Consider the following 19899-nt stretch of genomic DNA (forward strand, 5'->3'; position numbering starts at 1 on the left):
CTTTGCACCCTCAATCTTTTCCCGTCATCAAACGCAAATCGGCCCGAGCTTGTTCCCAGACGGCAACGGCCTTCTTCAACTCCGGATGGAGTTCCTTGATCGCGGCCTGACAAGCCGGAGCAAGCGACTCCAGCCGGGAAAGTTGCCGGTCCAATTCGGCCAAAATCTGTTGCTGGCGAGTGCGGAATCGCGACGCCAGAGCCATTTGTTCGGCCGGTGAGACGGCCGTTTTCGGATCGAATCGAAATTGGGAAAGCACCCTCGCCCGCCAAGCCATCAGGTTGCTTGTCAACACTTCGCCGAATCCGCTGATCTCGAGGATGGCATCCTCTTCAACGTCGGCCGCCGTAAAAATAAAATGGGCTGCGAGTGTCTGTTTCCGGCCGGCGCCGATTTGCAAAATGTCCGCGTCCGAAATGAGATGAAGCCGCAAGTGCCGGAGACGGCCCGCTTCTTCGGCGTTGGCGGCCAACCGCCTTGATTCCGTCTGGTGTTGCGTGGACAGTTCGCGGCACTCGGCGATCAACCGGACGGCGTCTGGCACTCGCGATTGTTTCTCACGGCGATATTGATTGACCTGATCCGTCCAAACCTTTTCAATCGCCAGCAGCTTTTCCTCGGCCAGATGATGCCTTTGCTTTCGCGGATACAATTCTTCGTCGATTCGCGGGCGACAAATCTGGCCAACCTGCCGAAGAATTTGCTCCTGGTGACGTTCGATGGCGATGGATCTTTCTTCAGCCTCGCGTTTCGCGCGATGTGTGATCCTCAGCTCATTTTCAATCAGGTCGTCCAGCCGCGATGGTCCCTCAGCAAGCATTCTGCGGATGTTCTCCAACCTTCGACGGTGAGGAGAGAAAGTCGTCACGACGGCAAACACGATATTCCCCAGCCCAAACACAAGAAACACCGCCAGGCCAACCCACGCAAATGTCCGATGAAAGCATCCCAGCGGGAACATCACAATTCCCGATAACATTGCCCCGAGCAGCACGAAACCGATCATCCGGAAATTGCGGCTGGCGATCCTGTTGGCTTTTTTTGCGTTTTCATAATCGTCTTCCAGTTCCTCTTTTCGTCTCCAATGCTCCTTCTCAAGTCGTTTGATCGCTTTCCCTTCGTCTTCTTCGGCCTGCCGAATTTCGTTCTCTTCTTCGGCCTGCCGGGCAAGCAGGATTTTTCGCTGGCTCTCCTTGGCCCGGCCCCACATGAGCAAGAGATCCGGAAGGTCCGGCGGCAATTTCAGCGGCACCGGCGGGGTGGCCGGGGAGAACTGCTCACGGGCATAGGCAAAGTCCGCATGTTGCGCGGCGGCAAGACGACGCTGAATCTCTTGGAGTTTCGACTCGTCGATGACAAAGGTGCCGTGGCCGCCCGCGACGCCGTAGTAATATTCCGGTCCGCCTTTCGCCGCCAAACGGCACCAGACGCACTCCTTGCTTCCCCGCCAGAACTTGTGGCCCGCGTCAACGGGACAGTCGGCGATTTCTTGCTCCAGTTGCCGGAGGGCCGAAATCCATTCGTTTGGTTTCGGCCGGGCGCCGGTTTCGCTCCCCCGCTCGAATGCCCGCCGGAACAACATTCCCGTTTCGGGCGGGATGTCCGCGAATGTCGGCGTATGCGGCGGCGGGGCCATTCCCCATTTCGATGCCGATGGTCCTTGGGCGAATCGGTATTCCGCGATCAATTGCTCGAAAGAGGGATCGCCCGCTCCCTGATAGACCCCGGCATAAGGATGTCGGCCGACGAACAGGAGTTGGTAGATGAGAACAGCCAAACCAAATCGGTCATGGTTCTCCGTTCGTGTCAGCCCGCGAAGCGACTTCCCCTGCAACTCGGGCGGGATGTAATGCGGAACCCCGACCTCGCACAAATAGCTTTTGCCGTTTGCCTGAACTTGAAAAGAATCGCAATCGACCAGCCACACCAACGCTTGCGGCGACACAAAGGCGTTGCTCTGGTTCACATCCCCGACCAGACAACCCGCTTTGTGAACTTCGTCAAACGCAGCGGCCAAGTTCTGGGCTGCCCGGACTTGGAACGACCATCCGGCCCGAGGGAACAACTTTAACCGCTGCACCGGATTGTAAAGACACTGGATCGGCTGACAGTCGCTCATCTTGGGCATCACGAACCCGGCCACTTGGCGGGTTCGGGCGTCATACGCCAAACTCGTCGGCCATGTGGTCAGTTTCAGAAGTTGCGGATTCACCATGCCAAGCATCGCCGTCAACTTCTCAATTGTTTGAGCGGTCGGGGGACGATGGGGATGATAAACCTTAACGACGCTGTTCGGATCGTCGGAGAGGCCAAACACCGCCCCCTCGCCGCCCGAAGCAATCTGGCGGTCAATCGCCAAGGGGCGATTGTTCTGGCCGACAAGCATTGGAAGAGTCATGGGCGTCGGACGGCAAGGAGGAGGGTTTTGTCATCATCCGTGCGGTTGTTCACACGGGGCGAGTCGAGAAAGTCGCGGAGCGGTTGCAAGAGCGATTCGGGATCGGCGACGCTTTTTAGCCGGTCAAACAGGGGGCGAAAGAACGCGGCGTGCGGGGATCGTTCGGCGAAATCGAGGGCCAGCCGTTGCAGGCCGTCGGTCAGCGCGGCCAGTTCAGTGACCGGATTCGTGGTGGTTTCAAAGCGAATCTTCTCGGTAAATTGATCGTCGGTCAGGAAGTCCGTCGTGTTGACATACTCGGCCGGTTCCGGCCAGAAGACGGTGCGGAAACCGTCTCTTTCGTTGATGACGATGACCCCGTCGCCGATTTGGGCGAACGAAGCCGAGGACGTGCCGACAATAGCCACCAAAAGGGTACAGGCCATCTCTCGGGGGCGAATATCGAGACGTTCGGCTTCCGCGACCACGGCAGAACGCACTTCGGCGAACAGGCCGGTCATCTGCTCGCCGGTGAGCGGCCAATCCCTCTCGCGGGCTTCGAGTAGCCGAATAAACTCATCGCAAGCCAGCGTGGCCCCGATTCGCGAGTGGCTGGCGCTCCCCGCCCCGTCGGCGACGGCGACGGCCAGCCATTTGGCCATTGGCCCGAAAGTTCGGTAACGAAAGGCATCCTGACAGGGCGTGTTCCGCAAGTGATGCGAGGTTCCGGCCACACAATCGCCGACAATCGACCATGTCATGTCGGCCTCACAGGCTGGCCCAACCACTCGGCGCGGTCAGCTTGACTTGATCTTCCTGGCCGGGGTTAGAATGTGACACGCTGCGTTGCGATTGCGACAGCCACACAAACATTTCGCGGAAACTATAGCCCTTGAGATGCAGCGGCTCACGAACCGAAATCTGTTTCAAAATGTCAAAGTTGGCCCCTTCCACACCAACGGCGAAGAACGCGAATGATTTGTTCTTCTCCCCCTCGCGCACCTTGGCGGCCGCCGCCTGCCAGGCATCCGTTGGTTGTCCGTCGGTGATGAAGAAAATCCACGGGCGGTAATAATGCAGGCCGTTTTGCTTGTACAAACGCTTCCGCTCGGCCAGGGCATCAATCGCCTGGGTGATCGCCGCCCCCATCGGTGTTTCGCCATTGGCCACCAATGTCGGCGGCGTGAAATCATGGGCGGTGACGAACGGGGTGACCGTCTGGACCGTGCTGCCAAAGGTAATCACCGACACTTCCACCCGTTGGGCGGCCAGCGCGTCGTTGTTCAAATCGGCATGATAAGCCCGAAGGCCCTCATTCACCTTGTCAATCCGGGTGACGCCGCCGGAAACGGCTTGATAGGTCTGCCCGTCCTGTTGGATCGTGTATCCGAGGCTTTTGCCCGCCTCGCCGACGATCTCGGCCATCGAGCCGGACACATCGATTAGCAGCACACAGGGACACCTTGGCTCCGGGTTGCTGGCGAGTCCGACATCCGCGAATGGTAGTTGTTCTGCCACGGTCAGCCACCTGCCTTGGTTGAGTCATGAAGTGGAGGGATGTTGGTTTTGTAGCGATGGAAACGCCCGGTGACCGGGATTTTGAGGTGGCGGAAGGCAAACCGTTTCTCGTTCCTCGCCAAACGAAAAGAACCCCAAGCCAATGCTTGGGGTTCTTTGTTATTCACCGATGATTGTGCTGGTTACTTGGCCGAGGCCGTTCGCGTGGCGGTCATGTCGGAGAAGTCAACGCTGATCGGTTCGCCGGCCTTGAAGACCACTCGTTGGGTCTGCACTTCCGTCTTGCCTTCCACGTCCACTTCGGCCCGGAAGATGTACGCGTAGGTCGCGCCCTTGGTGAGTTCCGGGGTCCGGAAGGTCATCCGGCCACCGGAGCCGGCCGCCATTTTGTTGTCAACGAACAGCTTGGCCTTTTCCGGCAGCGTCACCGTCACCGGGCTGGCGGATTGAACGGATTCGGTTCCCGTGAGGTCAACCGTGGTCCGCTGTCCGGCCCGCACCACCACTTGCTTGCTGGCGGTTTGGGTTTCGCCGTTGACCGAGTATTCGATCTTCAGCGTGTACTGGAAATCCTTGCCGTTCGTCAGTTCCGGGGTGAGGAAGGTGCGTTCGGCGCCGGTGAGGGCGGTCGGCTGGCCGTCAGCATAGAGCTTGGCGTCGGCCGGAACCTTCACGAGAACTTGAGCGCGGGTGGCCGACAGGCCGGAAACCGGTTCGGTGGTCGTGTCAGCCGAAGAAACGGCCGGGGTGACGGGGGTAGCCGGAACAGCCGGATAGTATCCGGGAGCGGCCGGGGTCGTCACGCCGCCGATGGTGTACGCCGAGTAGCCGGTGCAACCGGTGCAGGACGTGTAACCACCGCAGCAGCCGCCACAGCTGCTTTGATAGTAGTAGGTCGGGATGCCATGACAGGCATAACCGCCGCCACAGCAACCGGTGCAGGACGTGTAACCGCCGCAACAACCGTAGCTATACCCGCCGCAACAACCGTAGCTATACCCGCCGCAGCAACCGTAGGACTTGTGGCCGTGGAACAGGCCATGGAAAAGACCGCCGCCGTGGAACAGGCCGCCACCGCCGCAACAACCCGTGCAGGACGAGTAGTATCCCGAGCAGGAATAGCCGACACAAGAAGAGTATCCTGTGCAGCCGGTGCAACCGGTGCAGGAATACGAAGATTGGTGACCCCACCCGCCAAACAGCCCGTGGAAATCGGGCGTTTCGGGAGCAGCCGTCATCGCGGCCAGCATCACGATGCTGTACATACGTTGAAGCCCTTTCTTGGAAGCAACTTAGAGAATCGCATCGGAGACCATCTCCGTGTATCCCAACTGGTAATATGCACAATATGGGATATCTCAAGACTTTAGGATAAATTGGGCGAATGGGTATGTCAAAGCCTTTTGGCAAAGATTGAGGCAGTTCCTGACAGACAGCGCAAATCGCCCTATCGGTGAAGTTGGTCGAGGCGGTACAATCGTTCCCGGTATTCGGACGGATGCGAAAGGTGTGGCGATTGGAAAGGAGGGTTTAGGGTTTAGGGTTTAGGGTTTGGCGGATAAAAGCCGAGAAAAGCAGCGATCAACACAATACCCCTCGGTTGTCTTCCAAACCCTAAACCCTAAACCCTAAACCCTGCAAACAGGGAGTGAAAAAAGTGTCTCGATTCAACCTCGGGTTTTTGCTGGCGGTCCCCCTGATGATGCTGGCGGGACTGGGCCTTTCCTTCTCCGCTCCGAACAAGGACCGGGAGCGGGAATACAAACTCATCCGCACCGTCGTGGATGTGTTGGCCGAGGTGGATCAGCATTTCGTGAAACCGCTCGACGACAAAGGGCGTGAGAAACTCGTCGAGGACATGATTAACGGCGGGTTGGAACGGCTCGACCCCTACTCGCAATACATGAACCCCGAGGAACTCAAACAGTTCAACGCCCACACCGAAGGCAACTTCGGCGGGGTCGGCATCAACCTCGGCGTCGATCCCAAGACGGGCCTGTTGATGGTCATCTCCCCGATGGTCGGCACCCCCGCCCACGAGGCCGGCATCCTCGCCGGGGATGTCATCACCAAGATCCAAGACCAGGCGACCGACACGATGAAGATGGCCGACGCCATCAAATTGATCCAAGGGGAGCCGGGAACGACGCTCACGATGACCGTCTTCCACGAAGGGGCCAAGCAAGCCGACACGTACACGCTCACGCGGGCGATGATAGAGGTGCCGAGCGTGCTGGGCCTGAACCGCAAACCGGAGAATCCCAAGGAATGGGACTGGTACGCGGACTCGTCATCCAAGATCGCCTACATTCGGGTGGTGCAATTCAGCGAACACACCACCGAAGACTTGAAAAAGGCAGTGCAACGCCTCGACAGCGAAGGGGCGAAGGCCATCGTGCTGGACCTGCGAGACAACCCCGGTGGCCTGCTCACGTCGGCGGTGTCCGTGAGCGACATGTTCCTGAACTCCGGCCGGATCGTCAGCACCAAAGATCGCAACGGCAACGGCAAGGCGTGGGACGCCAAGGCCGGGGACACTCTCTTTGAACCGGCTGACAAAAAGCCGATTGCCGTGCTGCTGAACAAAAATAGCGCCTCGGCCAGCGAGATTGTGGCGGCCGCGTTGCAGGACAACAAACGGGCTGTGATCGTCGGCGAACGCTCGTTCGGCAAAGGAAGCGTGCAGAAGATCATCCGCCTCCAAGGCGACCCGCCGGCCGCCCTCAAACTGACGACCGACACCTACTGGCGGCCCAGCGGCGCCAACATCCACCGCCACCCGGACAGCAAGGACACGGACGAATGGGGCGTGAAGCCCGACGCCGGGCTTGAAGTGGTGTTGAAGGACGAAGAACGCTTGGAATACCTGCGGGCGAAGCGAAACAAAGACATCATCCGCAAAGACATGAAACCCAAGGAAGGCGAAAAGCCCGCCGTTGACCGCGTGCTGGATACGGCGGTCGCGCACCTGAAGAAGGAATTGGCCAAATAATTGGATTTGGATTCCAGGCATCACGGTTCACAAGCCAGCATGATCGCGATGGCCGCCCAACTTGTTCCGGCGCAGGAAATCCACTGGTCTTTCTTGTGCGGAAAGCCGGACTCAAAATAGGCTTGGAACGGTTTTGACCGCGATTTGATGTGCCATGATCCGTCGGCTTCCTGGGTTTTCAACAGGAAGCCAAGACCCTTCTGATAAACGGTGTCCTTCGCGGACACGCTTCCGGATTGGTGTAAGGCCACGAGGACGGAACCAGTCGCGTAGGCATCGCTTTCCAATTTGTCATTCTGGCTCCAGCCACCGTCTTCGCGCTGGGCCTTCGCCAAATCATCGGCGGCCGCCTTCACTTCCTTTTCGTCAGCACCAATCAGTTTGAGCAAACGCAACCGAAAGACACGATCCTCCGTGTCCTTCGGCTTGGTTTCCCGCAACCATTCGCGGACCTTTTCCAACCGGGCGTCGATTTCTTTCCGCTTTGCCTCGGGGCCGTAATTCTTCAGGGCCGACACTCCCAAATAGGTGGTAGTAAACATGCTGGCCTCCGTCGGCGGGCGCTGCGACGATGTCGGCCAATAACCCCGGTCGCGATCTTTCTGGAGAAGATATCCGGCGACCGCCTCGGTGGTGGCGTCGGCTTTCCGGCCGCCGGTGTGCAGAGTCAGAAGGGCATAACCCGCCGTGTCGGCCTGGCCCCCTGTTCCTTTGCCCTTCTCAAAGTTTTCCCGGTTCTTGTCGAGAAAACTGGTGGTGTGCTGGATCTGCTTTTCCAAACTCTTTTCGTCCATTTTGAACCCGCGAGTTTTCGCAACGGCGAACGCAAGCACCGGCATGGCCTGATGATGGCACGAAAAACAATCCCGATGCTCCGTGTATTCGGCCGCGCTGCTCTCCAGAAGGGACAGGCTTTTCCCGGCCGCCGCCCGGAGCTTTTCCGGGGCCGGGGATTCGGCGACCGCCCGGCTAACCATCAAACAGGCGAGTGTCAGAATCGGCAAGATTCGGGAGCCGTGCCATGTCATGATGACATCCCTTGGATGAAAAAGAACAGTCATCGGTTCGGAAGAGGAAGCAGCGCACGAACGGGCGAGGAAAGCATCTCGAATTGATTGTACAGGACGAATCTCGGCGGCATTTTCGATTCTTCGGACTCCGAGCCTCCACGCGGATGTTCCCAATCTGGGCCAACTCTGCCATTTGGGCCACATGGCCCGGTTCAACGATCTGAAAACCAACAGAGAAGGGTTATTTTGGGCCATGAGAAACGACCCCAAAAGGCTCAGGATTACTCCAAAATCATCAGGTGATCTGTCGATTTACCGGGGGTTTTGAAAAATTGTGTCCAGTTGGCCCGCTGTTTTTGACCACCTCGGTGGGTGTCCAACTGTCCAAAAATGGTCGCCGGACGACTGTTTTTCACCTTTTCAGGCCACCTTTGGGTCGGTTTTTGACCGGTTTATAAATCGTGAAACCCCAAGCCCTGTAGCCTCATTGTTCACCGTAAGACATCGATCCGATTGAGTTGTTTGAGCGCAAAACGAGTCTTTGACTTCAGGGGTAGCATGTTGAGAATTTTCCAAACAATTTCCCTGAATCATTCCCGGCCGTGAGGGAAATAATGGAGGTTTTCAACCGCCGTGAGATTTTGCCCCTCTTCCCCACGCGCATTCTCTTGCCTCAATTCCACTTTCTTATGCCGACTCTTGCGCTGTCTCATCAGATATTTGCGCCAAGACGCGAAATGCTTTTCGGTCCCGGTCTCAGTTTCGGGCACACGATGGCCGGGAATCACCGATGATTGAGGCGGATGATACATGCCCGTAACCGCCCGCGCACGCTCTGGCGGGCGCCAGGACTCCCTCCATGAATCATGAATTTGCTACGTTGAGTCACACCATCATGCTTCCCCCGGCAGGAGCGACGATCGAAGCGCCATGTGAAAAACTCATCAATCGGTTGCTGACCGCCTCGTTTGTGCTTGCGGAAGACTGGGACGCCTTGCCGCAGCGAGTTCAACGACGCATTCTGGAATCGAAGGACGAAGCCAAGGCCATCGAGCAATTGGTCAAGCACGGATTGCTGACACGATACCAGGCCGCCCGGATCGAGGCCGGCACGACCTTCGGCCTCGTTCTCGGCAGTTACCGCCTTCTCGAACGACTTGGGGCCGGCGGGATGGCCGTGGTCTTCAAGGCCGAGCACATGGACCTTCGCCATCATGTGGCCGTCAAAGTGCTGCCGCCGACCACGAAAGAAGACGCCGCCCTCGAATCGCGGTTCTTCGCGGAGATGCGGATCGTCGCCCGGTTGCGACACCCGAACATCGTCGCGGCCACCGACGCCGGCAAAGCCGTCAATGACGACACGGACACGATTCTGCGGTTCCTCGTGATGGAATACGTCCCCGGCCAGGACTTGGAGGACACGATCCGCCGCAACGGCCCGATGTCCGTCACGCGGGCGTGCAGCATCGCCTACCAGATGGCCTCGGCCCTGGGGGAAACGCACAAATACGGACTGGTTCACCGGGACATCAAGCCCTCGAACATCATGCTGACCTCCGAGGATCAGGCGAAACTCCTCGACTTCGGCCTGACCCGGCACTTTGGCCACCGGATGACGATGCCGGGCACGATCCTCGGCACCATCGACTACATGGCCCCCGAACAGGCCCGCGACGCCTCCACCGTGGATATTCGAGCCGACATCTATGGTCTCGGCGGCACGCTGTACTGGTGCCTGACGGGCAAACTGCCGTTCCCGTTCCAAGGCAACCCGGTCGAGGCCCTCACCCGCCGTCTGACGGCCAACGCCCCGTCCTTGCGGTCGGTCGCCCCGGACATGCCGCACGAACTTGACTCCGTGGTGGCCAAGATGATGGCCCTTAACCCGGAGGACCGATATTCGGACCCGCAAGCGGTCATGACGGCCCTGATGCCGTTCGTCCGGGCCGGAACCGGGGAATACGAGGCCCTGTCGCCGATTCCGTTTGCGGAATCCATCCCGTGCGCGGGGGGATCGAACAGCCCGAAGTCGGGCAAGTATAAGGTTCTGATCATTGACGACGAATCCCCCGTTCGGGAACTCTGCAAGCAATTGCTGGAGACCGAAGGGAGCATGGTGGAAACCGCCGCCAACGGCGCACAAGGACTGGCGGCGGCGACCCGCGAAGAGTTCGACTTAGTTCTTCTTGATGTGGCCATGCCGGACATGAACGGCGTCGAAGTGCTGGCCCGGTTGCGGCAGCAGCACAAAAAAACGAATCTGAAGGTCATCATGTTTTCCGGCCACACAACGCCGGAAGAGATGAGCGACATGCTCAGCCGCGGGGCGGATGATTTTCTCACGAAGCCGTTCAGCGTGGCCCAATTGCTGGCCCGCGTGCAAAACATGCTCCGGTTAAAGGCCGCCCAAGACAAGGCGGGGACACTGAATAACCGCCTGTTGGCCGCGAACAATAACCTTCAGGAAAATCTGAAGGTGCAAACCGGCGACACCAACGAAGTGCGCAACGCCCTGGTGCTGACACTGGCCCGCATGATTGAACAACGCGACGGCCGGGGACCGGGGCACATCATCCGAATGCGGCAATATTGTCGGACGCTCGCCACGACGATGGGCCGCAGCGGGCCGTATGCCCACATCATCAACGACCAGTTCATCGACTGGCTCGAATGTTGCTCCCCGCTCCATGACATCGGCAAAGTCGGCCTGCCGGACCACGTTCTCACGAAGGTCGGCGCCCTTAGCCCGGAAGAGCGGGCGGTGATGGAGGCTCACACCGTCATCGCCGCTGACTCTCTCAAAGATGTTCTTCAAGAACACGGCGTGGCCCTGAACTTCCTGCAAACGGCCATCGATGTCACCCGTCACCACCACGAACGCCACGACGGCACCGGTTATCCGGACCGCCTGGCCGGGGACGCGATTCCACTGTCCGCCCGAGTCGTGGCCATCGCCGACGTGTACGACGCCCTTCGTTGCCGCCGGTTGTACAAACCCTCTCTGCCGCATGCCGCCGCGATGCAGATCATCACGCAAAGTTCCCCCGGCCAGTTCGACCCGGCCATTCTGGAATCTCTTCGGGAAGTCTCCGCGCAGTTCGAGAAAATCTTCCGGGAAACCCCGGATTGAGTCGTGGGCTATGAGCCGTGAGCCATGAGCCAAAAAAAAGGCCACTGATCGGGTTACGTCACTTTGACGCACCGGTCAGTCGCCTTCTTGGTTTGACTCATGGCTCACGGCTCAAAGTACGTGGCCTTTTCAATTCTTACAAAACCCCGTTCAACATCTGGGTCATGGCGGCTTCGTTCATCGTGCCGTTAATGGTCTGGACGGGGCGTTCGCTGCCCTTGAAGACCATGAGGCGGGGGATGGTGTTGATGCCGTATTGAGCGGCCAGGTCGCCGTTCTCGTCGACATTGACCTTGCCAACCTTGACCTTGCCGGCGAACTGGTCGGCGACCTTGTCAATGGTCGGGGACAACGCCCGGCACGGCCCGCACCACGGGGCCCAGAAATCGACGAGCACGGGGATGTTGCTCCCGACGACTTCGCTCTGCCAATTGTCGGTGGTGAATTCAAGCACGTTGGGGCTGGCCATGTTCTGACTCCTTGCGTTAGCTTCTTCCGGGGATTCTAGGAACCGCCCGGCGAAAGATCCAAACCTGATTGTTTCGTGAGATTGTACCGAATGGCTCCGGTTTCTCTTACACCCAACATCTGATGCTCAAAAACTCAGAAGGATTCGCTTCTTGACGCCCGGCGGTTGCGTTTCTAAGAAGTACGTCACGGCCCTATCGTCTAGTGGTCTAGGACACAGCCCTTTCAAGGCTGCGACACGGGTTCGAATCCCGTTAGGGTCACTTGTTGACTTTGACGGCTCTTGTCCTGAGCCGTCTGATTATGCCGAAGCCCACTCGGCACAATCACTTCTATCAAATGCTGTCTGGTGCCGTCAAATTCTGACTGCACCGGATTTTGCGCCAAATCTACAGCTACCACACCACTTACAACAGTTCTTTTGGTGGTCCGATTCTGTAATGTTCGGATACCACCTTCACAGAATGCCCAATTCACCTTGCAACAGTTGTGATGGCAAATTTGTTTCCCGGCCGCTGGCGAAGGAAGCCGCCCAACATCGTGACGGCCCGATGAGCAATGAGTCCGATATTTGCAAGTCGTTCTCCCAAATCGTCACCAATATTCGCCAGCCATCGAAAGAGGGCCGCATCGTGAGCGGCTCGCGTCCATCCGTCGCCAAGGTTTTGTGAGTGTGACACAGTCATATTCTGGCGCGCCACATCGATTGCTGTCATTCGTCCAAAGACAGGAAGAAAGCCAGGACACGCTGGGATGCGGCCGTCTTCCCGTGTTTAGCCTGTGAGGACGCCCACGATGGCTTAGAAAGGAAAGACGGTTGCGTGTCGTGGCCGTCTTCCTTCCTTGACAGTTCGACATGGCCGTGATCGGCCCATAACCGCCAAGGCCATTCTTTGCCATTTTTTGAACACCTCCCCTCCAATGAATCGCTTTCAAAATATCGCCGCGCCACCAATCCAAACTTCGGGCTTTTCCAATCTCGGTGTTTCCTTTCGAGACGCAATCACTGGAATGTTTCGGCCTTGCCTCCAAAAGCGAGCGAGGATCGGGTTCGCCGGGAATATGGGGATCATGAAATCATCGGGGAAAAGATGATTGTTGTTTTCCGGCATTTGGGCTTTGTCCGCGAATATCCTGTCATCTCACGGCCACATGATCCCTTCGGTGCGGCTGTCTCTCCTTTTCGGAATTCGGATATGATCTTTCGCAATTGTTGGCTCGTGATGCTGATGTTGTTTGTCAGCCAAGATGTGTCGGCGGCCGAACCGTTGTCGTTGCTCAAGGTGAGCGAGAACAAGCGGTTCCTTGTCACGGCCGATGGCAAGCCCTTCTTCTGGCTCGGGGACACTGATTGGGAATTGTTCCACCGGCTGGATCGGGCTGATGCCGAGAAGTTTCTGGCTATCCGGGCGAAGCAAGGATTCAACGTGATCCAGGCCGTTGCCATTGCCGAGTTCGACGGGAACACCGTGCCGAACGCCTACGGACACCTCCCGATGATCGATCAAGATCCCGCCCGCCCGGCTGTGAAGGATGGCCCCGACAATGATTATTGGGACCATGTCGATCACATCGTGGACTTGGCCAACGCCAAAGGGATGTATGTCGGTTTCCTGCCAACTTGGGGCAAATACTGGCATGACAAAGTGAAGGACGGCAAACCATTGTTTAACCGGGATAACGCTGAGAAATACGGCGAATGGCTCGGCGCCCGTTACAAGGACAAAGGCTTGGTGTGGATTCTCGGCGGGGATCGGGTGGTGGAGAATGACGAGCAAAAAGAGATCATCCGGGCGATGGCGAAGGGGCTTCGACGGGGAGACGGCGGCCGCCATCTGATTACCTTCCACCCGTCCGGCGGCCGGGGATCGGCGAGCGTATTCCACACGGAGGATTGGCTCGATTTCAACATGCGACAGAACGGCCATGTGGCCGAATACAACGGGCGTTATGACCAAACGAAGGTTGACTACGACCGCACTCCCGCAAAGCCGGTGATTGACGGCGAGCCGATTTATGAGGACCACCCGGTGTCGTTCAAGGCGAGCGAACTCGGGCATTCCAACTCGGCCGATGTTCGCCGACCTCTCTATTGGGATCTGTTTGGCGGGGCCTGCGGGCATACCTACGGGCATCATTCCATGTGGCAATTTTGGACGCCCAAGCGTCCGCCGATCAACAATCCGCTGTTGCCGTGGACGGAGGCCATCAATCAACCGGGGGCGATCCAAATGCTTCACGGGCGTCGGTTGATCGAATCCCGCCCGTTTCTCACGCGAATTCCCGATAATTCGGTGATCGTGACAGACCGTGTGCCGACGATGGTTCCGGGGGCCGGCCGATATCGCTTCGCCGCCACCCGCGACACGGAGGGGACGTATGCCATGATCTACGTGCCCACGGGCCGACCGTTCAAAGTGAACATGGCCAAGATTACCGGGCCGACGGTGAAAGCTTGGTGGTTCAACCCCCGCACCGGAGCCGCGACAGTGATCGGCGAATTCCCGAACACCGGCCAGCGGGAATTCCTTTCCTCCGAACCCGGTGAGCAACTCGACTGGATCTTGGTGCTGGACGATGCAGCGAAAAAGTATCCGCCGCCGGGCCAGGCAAAATGAACAAGCTTTATGCGGCAGCGTTTCGGTTCGGTCGCCCCAGAATCTTTACCCGTGCCATCACGCAAATAATGCCCGCCGCGCCGACGCCGAGGAAGATTGAAAACCCATAGGCAATCCACATGTCCGCCTTCACATTGCCGGGGTTCACGTCAACCAGCAACACGCGAGTCGAGGCCGCATCGGTTTTCAATTTGTCCGCGGCAAACTGTTGCACATCGCGCACAGGCACATGCCCAAGCATGTCACCGGGGTCGTCGGCCGCGTGCAGACGGCCCGAAATTGTCCATTGAACGGCTGCTACTTCTTTCGGCGCCGCGTTTCGCTTCTTTTTGGGAATCGGAATCGGGTCGGGAGTTTGATCGAGTGCCTGGCTGATTTCATGCTTTTCGGGGACGCAAAGAATCAAATCCGGCGATTCGCGGAACACCACCAGCAATCGTTTTTGCTCGCTTTTTCGCAACGGCTTGAGTCGCTCCGCGTGAGAATAATCGGGAACTCCCGAGACAGTCACGAATGCGCCATCCGGCACGGTCCGCCGGTCCATGATTTCTTCCGGCGACACCAATCCCAAGTCGATGATTGGAACATCGGATGCCCGGCCCTTGAAATACAACACGGCCGAGAGGGCGATCATCACCACAGTAATCAAGGAAGTTTTGAGATATGGATAACGCCACGGCCACGGTTCCTCATATTCTTTCCATTCTTCCAGCATCCGGTTGACTGTGTCCAACTGTTCGCGGGGAGGCAAACCGCTTACTCTCATGTCGTCGAGTTCAAACACTAGCTTTTCCCGGCTTGGCCGCAGCGGGATTGATTCCCAAGTGATGTCTCCGACACCCGATTCCCAGGCAATCGCCCCCTCGACATTTTCGGCGGTGTCCCAAATAAATTCGTCAAAGGATTCTTCGCTTTGTTCGGACATGATTCCCAGCAGGGAGTCGTAAGGAATTGATTTCTTCGTTTTGGCACTGTCCTCTTTGCCTCGGAAATCTTGGATGACTTTGCCGCCAAGTTGCTTCAGAAAATCCCCCGCCAGATTGACGTTGGCTTCGGTAGGCAGAAAGGCCATGAGATTGGGCCGCAGGACCATGATTCCGAGCCGACGATTTAACCGCCGCCCCTCGACCGCCGGCCACCAAGCCACATCCGCGACGCCGGATCGATCCGGGTTCAAGTCGAGATCCTCGGCATCGATCATCATCTCAATGCCGCCCCACAATCGTGAAATCCCCCGCACATAACGGATGGAAATCTTCCGCGATTCGCCGGGAACCTTTAACCCGCGATGGGCCGACACCGGCTTAATGTCGTCCGGGTCCACTTCCTCCAGATCGAGTGTTTGCAACTTTCCCCAGCGAGGCAGCCAAATCAGCCGCTTGTTCGTCAGCCAATAACGGCCGGAGCGGACCCAAGGCCAGAACACATAAAGCAACAGCACCGGCATGAACACAAGGGCGAACAGGCGTTCACCCCACCCGCCGACGATGGCTTGGGCGACCAAGAACAGCCCCATGCAACTAAACACAAACGTCATGTTGCACAGAATCCACACCCAAGCGAAAAGGCCGCCGAAGCCCTCTCGCAACACCACCCGCTCGCCCGGTACAAGAGCAAAGGGCAGTCCCTTCGGCACCGGCATCGACGGCCGTTTGGACACCGATGAAAGCGAAGATGGCAGCGGTGGCGGCCCGGCTTGTCTGGCTTTCCCCGACACGGGCAACGGCGGCGGCCCTTTGGCCGTCGGTTGGATGTCGAGATTCAACGAGTTCAACAACTCGTCATCGGGCGAAGAAGCCGGATCATGTAACTCATCGCTCATCTGATTGTTCACCGGGATGGCTTGCCCGCAACTGGGACATGCCATCAACGGACCCGCGTGATCAGCCGGTGGTAAAAAGGTGTTTTGACAATGAGGGCAAGTAATATTGGCAGGCATGAATCAGGATCTTTCACCAGTTGCCGAGGCGGGCAGGACATCTTGGGAGAGCGGGGTGATGAGAAGTGTAAACAATCGACGACATGAGCCGCAATGAAAAATTGCGTGTGAATTTGTCGCAAGTGAATGATTGCTCCCGTGGAATGTTCAGAGGAGAAACGTGCCAATACTTATCGGAAAATCCGATGCTTTTTCGATTTCTCGAATCCACTCTCCGGGAATCACGATGGCGTCATCGGTCGTGGTTCCTACCATGATTCACAAGTCATCGGTCAACGCGAGTTGAGCTGACTCCCGCCTGCAAGTTCTCCCCTTGAACGGCGACTCGTTCCACCACCAATCACCGGGACGTGTTACATGATCCGGGCTTCAGTCGATTTTTCTCTTCCAGGCAAGCAATTCGGCCATTTGTACGTGCCATACTCGTACAACATGGCCGGCTGGGCCAACTTGATGGTCCCGATTTCCGTGATCTCCAACGGCGAGGGGCCGACGGCCCTTGTGCTGGCGGGCAATCACGGAGACGAGTATCCGGGGCAGGTGGCCGTGATGCGGTTGCTCCGGGAATTGACACCCGAGCATGTCACCGGCCGGATCATCCTGATCCCCACGCTGACGATGCCCGGCGCCAAGGCCAGCACCCGGTTATCGCCGCTTGACGGCAAGAACTTCAACCGCTGCTTCCCCGGCAATCCGGCGGGCACTCCCAGCGAGATGCTGGCCGATTACCTCACGACGGTTTTGTTCCCGCTTGCGGATATTGTGATCGACATCCACACCGGCGGCCGGGGGGTCGATTTCTACCCGTGCGCCCACATGCACCTTGTTCCCAAAGGGCCGCAACGCGAGGCCATGCTCGCCGGGACCGAGGCGTGGAACTCGGATTTTTGCTTCCTATATGCCGATGTCGCCGGAACCGGCCTGTTGCCGGTTGAGGCCGAGAGCCAAGGGAAGATCGTCATCACCACGGAGATGGGGGGCAGTGAAAACGTCACCGCCGCCGTTCATCAACTGACCCAAAGCGGCTTGCGAAATGTCCTCGTTCAATCGGGGGTGTTGAAGGGCCAGGTGGCCACGCGCGAATCACTCGGGCTGCCGCCAATTCGTTGGGTTCAGGCGTTGAATTGGGAAGATTATCGGTTTGCCCCCGAGTCCGGCGTCTACGAAAACATGGTCACCCTCGGCACAGAAGTGGTCGCCGGGCAAACAGTCGGGGCCATTCACTTCTTGGAACGCCCCGAACGAGAACCAGTCAATGTGGTGGCCGCACGCGATGGAATTTTGATTGCCACCCGCGCGCCGACCATCGTCACCCAAGGCGATTGTGTGGCCTGCATTGCCCAAGAAATTGATCCCCGGAGGCTCCCATGAAAATCACCGAAGTCATCTGCCAGATTCTCCGCATTCCGAACATCACGGCCAAGACGGCGAGCAGCCAAGACTCGGTGCTTGTCCGTATCCGCACGGATACGGGATTGGAAGGCATCGGCGAAGCGGACTCCTCCCCCGAGGTGGTGAAGGCCATCATCGACGCCCCGTTCAGCCATAACATTGCCTGCGGATTGCGCCTCCTGCTGGTCGGTGAAAACCCGCTGGACAGCGAACGCCTCTGGCACAAGATGTATCGCCGGACGATGTACTTCGGCCGCAAGGGCGTGGGCATCACGGCGATGGCCGCCGTGGACATGGCGTTGTGGGATTTGAAAGGCAAAGCATTTGGCGAACCGATTCACCGGCTATTGGGCGGCAAACATCACAGCAAACTTCGGGGCTATGCTTCAATCCTGTTTGGCCGTGATGGCAAAGAGACTGGCGATATCGCCCGCAAATGGGTGGAAGCCGGGTACTCGGCCGTGAAGTTTGGCTGGGAGCCGATGGGCACATCGGAAGCGGTGGACATCGACCTCGTCAAAGGGGCGCGTGAAGGGCTTGGAAAAGCCACGCTGTTGATCGACGCCGGATGCGTGTACGACGCCCGCACGGCATTGCGACGGGCACAGGCTTTTGCCGAATACACGCCGGAGTGGTTTGAAGAACCGTTGCAAGAGGATGATATCGAAGGGTATGTCTGGCTTCGTGACCGTTCGCCGATTCCAATCGCATCTGGCGAAGGCGAATGCGGCCGGGAGTCGTTCCGGCCCTTCATTGATCGCAAAGCGTTGGACGTTTACCAAGTCGATCTCTCGCGTTGCGGATTCACCGATGCCGCCTACATCCGCGCCCGTGTGGAGGAAATCGGGGCGAGGCTCTGCAACCATTGTTACACCAGTCCGCTGACGGTAGCCGCCAGCCTGCATTGGTTAAGCACCTGTAAGGATGCCTTTATCTTCGAGGACTGTGTCGAAGACTCTCCGTTGCGGCATGAACTGACCATTGAAAAAGTGCAATCGGTGAATGGCTGGATCGAAGTGCCCGACCGTGCCGGCCTTGGCGTGACGCTGGATGAGAAGTTCGTGCAGAAGTATCTCGTTGCCGAATCCAAGTGAGCGGAGACAAGTCATGAGTCGCGCGAAGACCGAGTATCGGTACGAAAAGCTGACGTGGCCGGAGATCAACGACGCCGTTGATCTTGGCAAGGTGTGCATCATTCCTTGCGGCGCGGTCGAACAACACGGTCCGCATTTGCCGTTGGATGTTGACCTCGTCTGCCCGGTTGGCGTCGCCACCGGGGCAGGGCGTGAGATCGCGGACAAGATGCTCGTGTTGCCGGTGGTGGCGTATGGCTACACCGGGCATGTCATGGACTTTCCCGGCACGATCAATCAAGACTTCGAGCATTTCATGCACCATGTGCTCGACATCACCAAGTCGCTGGCTTACCACGGATTCAAGAAGATCATCCTGCTCAACGGGCATGGGTCCAACATGCCGAACCTGGACCTCGTCTCGCGCCGGACGAATGTGGAAACAGACGCGGAATGTTCCGTGGTCGCTTGGTGGAATCTGCTGACCGTGGACAAGACTTTCTTGCCGAAGTGGCGGCAAAGCAAGTTCCCCGGCGGCTGTTCCCATGCCTGCGAATTGGAAACGAGCCTGTATTTGTATCTCGACGGCGACAACGTCCGCAAAGACCTTATCAAGAGCGGGACGATCAGTTTCAATAACGAGGACAGCCCGTTCAACTGGGTCGATCTCTTCGGCGCCGGCCCGGCGACCACGGTGTCTTGGACAAGCAGTTACTCCGACACCGGCGTCTTGGGAGATGCGGAACTCGCCACTCCCGAAAAAGGTCGGCAAGCCTACGAAGAAGCGGTGAAGCAACTGGTGCGATTCGTGACATGGTGGAAGGATCGGCCGAAAGATGTTCGCCGGGACTTTCACCGGAAACCGCCGACGATTCCGATCCCGTGGGGACAACGGCCGTCAGATTCCGGCAGGTAATGGAATATCGAGTTGTCAGCAAATCCCGCGGATCAGGGGTTTCTTCAGCGTGCGGTGTCGGGGGACCGGAGATTTTGCGCCGTTGGACGGGTTCAACCACAGATCATGTTTTGATCCGTGCCGATGCAACTGACATCCGTGGGATCGAAGATGTTCTTCAAACTCACGACGGTTCATCGCGAGGCAGCCTTGTTCTTTTTGCTCAGCTCGGCCTTCCGATCCGCTGCGAACAACGCGATCACATCGCGGGCGTTCTCAAAAGCCTCTTCCAAAGTGTCGGCTTGGGTGAGAACGTCGGGATTGAACGGGGATGTGACCACATACCCGCCTTCTTCGGCCGGTTCAAGAAGCAACACCAGCTTTCCATCCGTCACCGTGAATCCCTTCGCCTTCTTGGCCATGTGATTCTCCGAAGAGCAGCCCATATGTTTGGTTTGTTCGAGTCCCTGTTTATTCTATCACGCCA

16 protein-coding genes and 1 tRNA gene are annotated in these 19899 nt (G+C 58.0%); 8 read left to right on the forward strand and 9 right to left on the reverse strand.

The genetic code is table 11. The features are described 5' to 3' along the window. Window positions 1–10 precede the first annotated feature (10 nt). The 4 genes from BGIM_RS59120 to BGIM_RS54945 all read right to left on the reverse strand — a co-directional run bounded on the left by BGIM_RS59120 (window position 11) and on the right by BGIM_RS54945 (window position 5160). Window positions 11–2398, reverse strand: coding sequence for a hypothetical protein (locus tag BGIM_RS59120; protein WP_020475167.1), 2388 nt, complete (start codon window positions 2396–2398; stop codon window positions 11–13). Next, complete coding sequence (locus BGIM_RS0139740) at window positions 2395–3138, reverse strand: PP2C family serine/threonine-protein phosphatase (protein WP_020475168.1); 744 nt, start codon at window positions 3136–3138, stop codon at window positions 2395–2397. The genes BGIM_RS59120 and BGIM_RS0139740 overlap by 4 nt, the downstream gene beginning before the upstream one ends. 7 nt (window positions 3139–3145) lie before the next feature. After that, the gene (locus tag BGIM_RS0139745) at window positions 3146–3895 is read right to left on the reverse strand and encodes a vWA domain-containing protein (protein WP_029631597.1); all 750 of its coding nucleotides are present in this window, start codon (window positions 3893–3895) and stop codon (window positions 3146–3148) included. A 182-nt stretch (window positions 3896–4077) separates the two neighbouring features. After that, window positions 4078–5160 (reverse strand): TIGR03000 domain-containing protein, encoded by a 1083-nt coding sequence (locus tag BGIM_RS54945; protein WP_020475170.1) that lies wholly within the window; start codon window positions 5158–5160, stop codon window positions 4078–4080. 392 nt (window positions 5161–5552) lie between these two features. Between BGIM_RS54945 and BGIM_RS0139755 the strand changes: the two genes are divergently transcribed. Continuing rightward, the gene (locus BGIM_RS0139755) at window positions 5553–6887 is read left to right on the forward strand and encodes a S41 family peptidase (RefSeq protein ID WP_157369784.1); all 1335 of its coding nucleotides are present in this window, start codon (window positions 5553–5555) and stop codon (window positions 6885–6887) included. 20 nt (window positions 6888–6907) lie between these two features. On the opposite strand, the gene BGIM_RS62290 is transcribed toward BGIM_RS0139755, so the two are convergent. Beyond that, the gene (locus tag BGIM_RS62290; protein WP_020475172.1) at window positions 6908–7915 is read right to left on the reverse strand and encodes a prenyltransferase/squalene oxidase repeat-containing protein; all 1008 of its coding nucleotides are present in this window, start codon (window positions 7913–7915) and stop codon (window positions 6908–6910) included. Window positions 7916–8756: 841 nt separating this feature from the next. On the opposite strand from BGIM_RS62290, the gene BGIM_RS59125 reads away from it, so the two are divergent. Beyond that, a complete protein-coding gene (locus BGIM_RS59125) occupies window positions 8757–11027 on the forward strand; it encodes a protein kinase domain-containing protein (protein WP_020475174.1) in 2271 nt (756 codons plus the stop codon). A 136-nt stretch (window positions 11028–11163) separates the two neighbouring features. Here BGIM_RS59125 and trxA read toward each other — a convergent pair whose 3' ends face one another. Next, a complete protein-coding gene (gene trxA / locus BGIM_RS0139780) occupies window positions 11164–11496 on the reverse strand; it encodes a thioredoxin (protein ID WP_020475175.1) in 333 nt (110 codons plus the stop codon). A gap of 189 nt (window positions 11497–11685) precedes the next feature. Here trxA and BGIM_RS0139785 point away from each other — a divergent pair. From BGIM_RS0139785 to BGIM_RS54955, 3 genes are all read left to right on the forward strand, one after another. Then, window positions 11686–11758 (forward strand) — tRNA-Glu (locus BGIM_RS0139785). Between the two features lie 201 nt (window positions 11759–11959). Next, window positions 11960–12166: a hypothetical protein gene (locus BGIM_RS67540; RefSeq protein WP_020475176.1), complete on the forward strand. Its 207-nt coding sequence runs from the start codon at window positions 11960–11962 to the stop codon at window positions 12164–12166. Window positions 12167–12691: 525 nt separating this feature from the next. After that, window positions 12692–14113: a glycoside hydrolase family 140 protein gene (locus BGIM_RS54955; RefSeq protein ID WP_238537813.1), complete on the forward strand. Its 1422-nt coding sequence runs from the start codon at window positions 12692–12694 to the stop codon at window positions 14111–14113. Window positions 14114–14120: 7 nt separating this feature from the next. Here BGIM_RS54955 and BGIM_RS0139800 read toward each other — a convergent pair whose 3' ends face one another. Further along, entirely contained in the window at window positions 14121–15935 is a 1815-nt protein-coding gene (locus BGIM_RS0139800; RefSeq protein ID WP_157369786.1) for a hypothetical protein, read from the reverse strand. Window positions 15936–16409: 474 nt separating this feature from the next. Between BGIM_RS0139800 and BGIM_RS0139805 the strand changes: the two genes are divergently transcribed. Genes BGIM_RS0139805 through BGIM_RS0139815 form a run of 3 tightly spaced genes read left to right on the forward strand, consistent with a single transcriptional unit; the run spans window position 16410 to window position 19433 of the window. Continuing rightward, the gene (locus tag BGIM_RS0139805) at window positions 16410–17423 is read left to right on the forward strand and encodes a succinylglutamate desuccinylase/aspartoacylase family protein (protein ID WP_020475179.1); all 1014 of its coding nucleotides are present in this window, start codon (window positions 16410–16412) and stop codon (window positions 17421–17423) included. Next, window positions 17420–18538: a mandelate racemase/muconate lactonizing enzyme family protein gene (locus BGIM_RS0139810; RefSeq protein WP_020475180.1), complete on the forward strand. Its 1119-nt coding sequence runs from the start codon at window positions 17420–17422 to the stop codon at window positions 18536–18538. The genes BGIM_RS0139805 and BGIM_RS0139810 overlap by 4 nt, the downstream gene beginning before the upstream one ends. Window positions 18539–18551: 13 nt before the next feature. Next, window positions 18552–19433, forward strand: a complete 882-nt coding sequence (locus tag BGIM_RS0139815; RefSeq protein WP_020475181.1) for a creatininase family protein — start codon at window positions 18552–18554, stop codon at window positions 19431–19433. A 15-nt stretch (window positions 19434–19448) separates the two neighbouring features. Here BGIM_RS0139815 and BGIM_RS68510 read toward each other — a convergent pair whose 3' ends face one another. Next, window positions 19449–19610: a type II toxin-antitoxin system HicA family toxin gene (locus BGIM_RS68510; protein ID WP_020475182.1), complete on the reverse strand. Its 162-nt coding sequence runs from the start codon at window positions 19608–19610 to the stop codon at window positions 19449–19451. After that, entirely contained in the window at window positions 19607–19834 is a 228-nt protein-coding gene (locus BGIM_RS0139820; protein ID WP_020475183.1) for a type II toxin-antitoxin system HicB family antitoxin, read from the reverse strand. The genes BGIM_RS68510 and BGIM_RS0139820 overlap by 4 nt, the downstream gene beginning before the upstream one ends. Window positions 19835–19899: the final 65 nt, after the last annotated feature.

It is taken from the genome of Zavarzinella formosa DSM 19928, from assembly GCF_000255705.1.
Classification (GTDB): Bacteria; Planctomycetota; Planctomycetia; order Gemmatales; family Gemmataceae; genus Zavarzinella; species Zavarzinella formosa.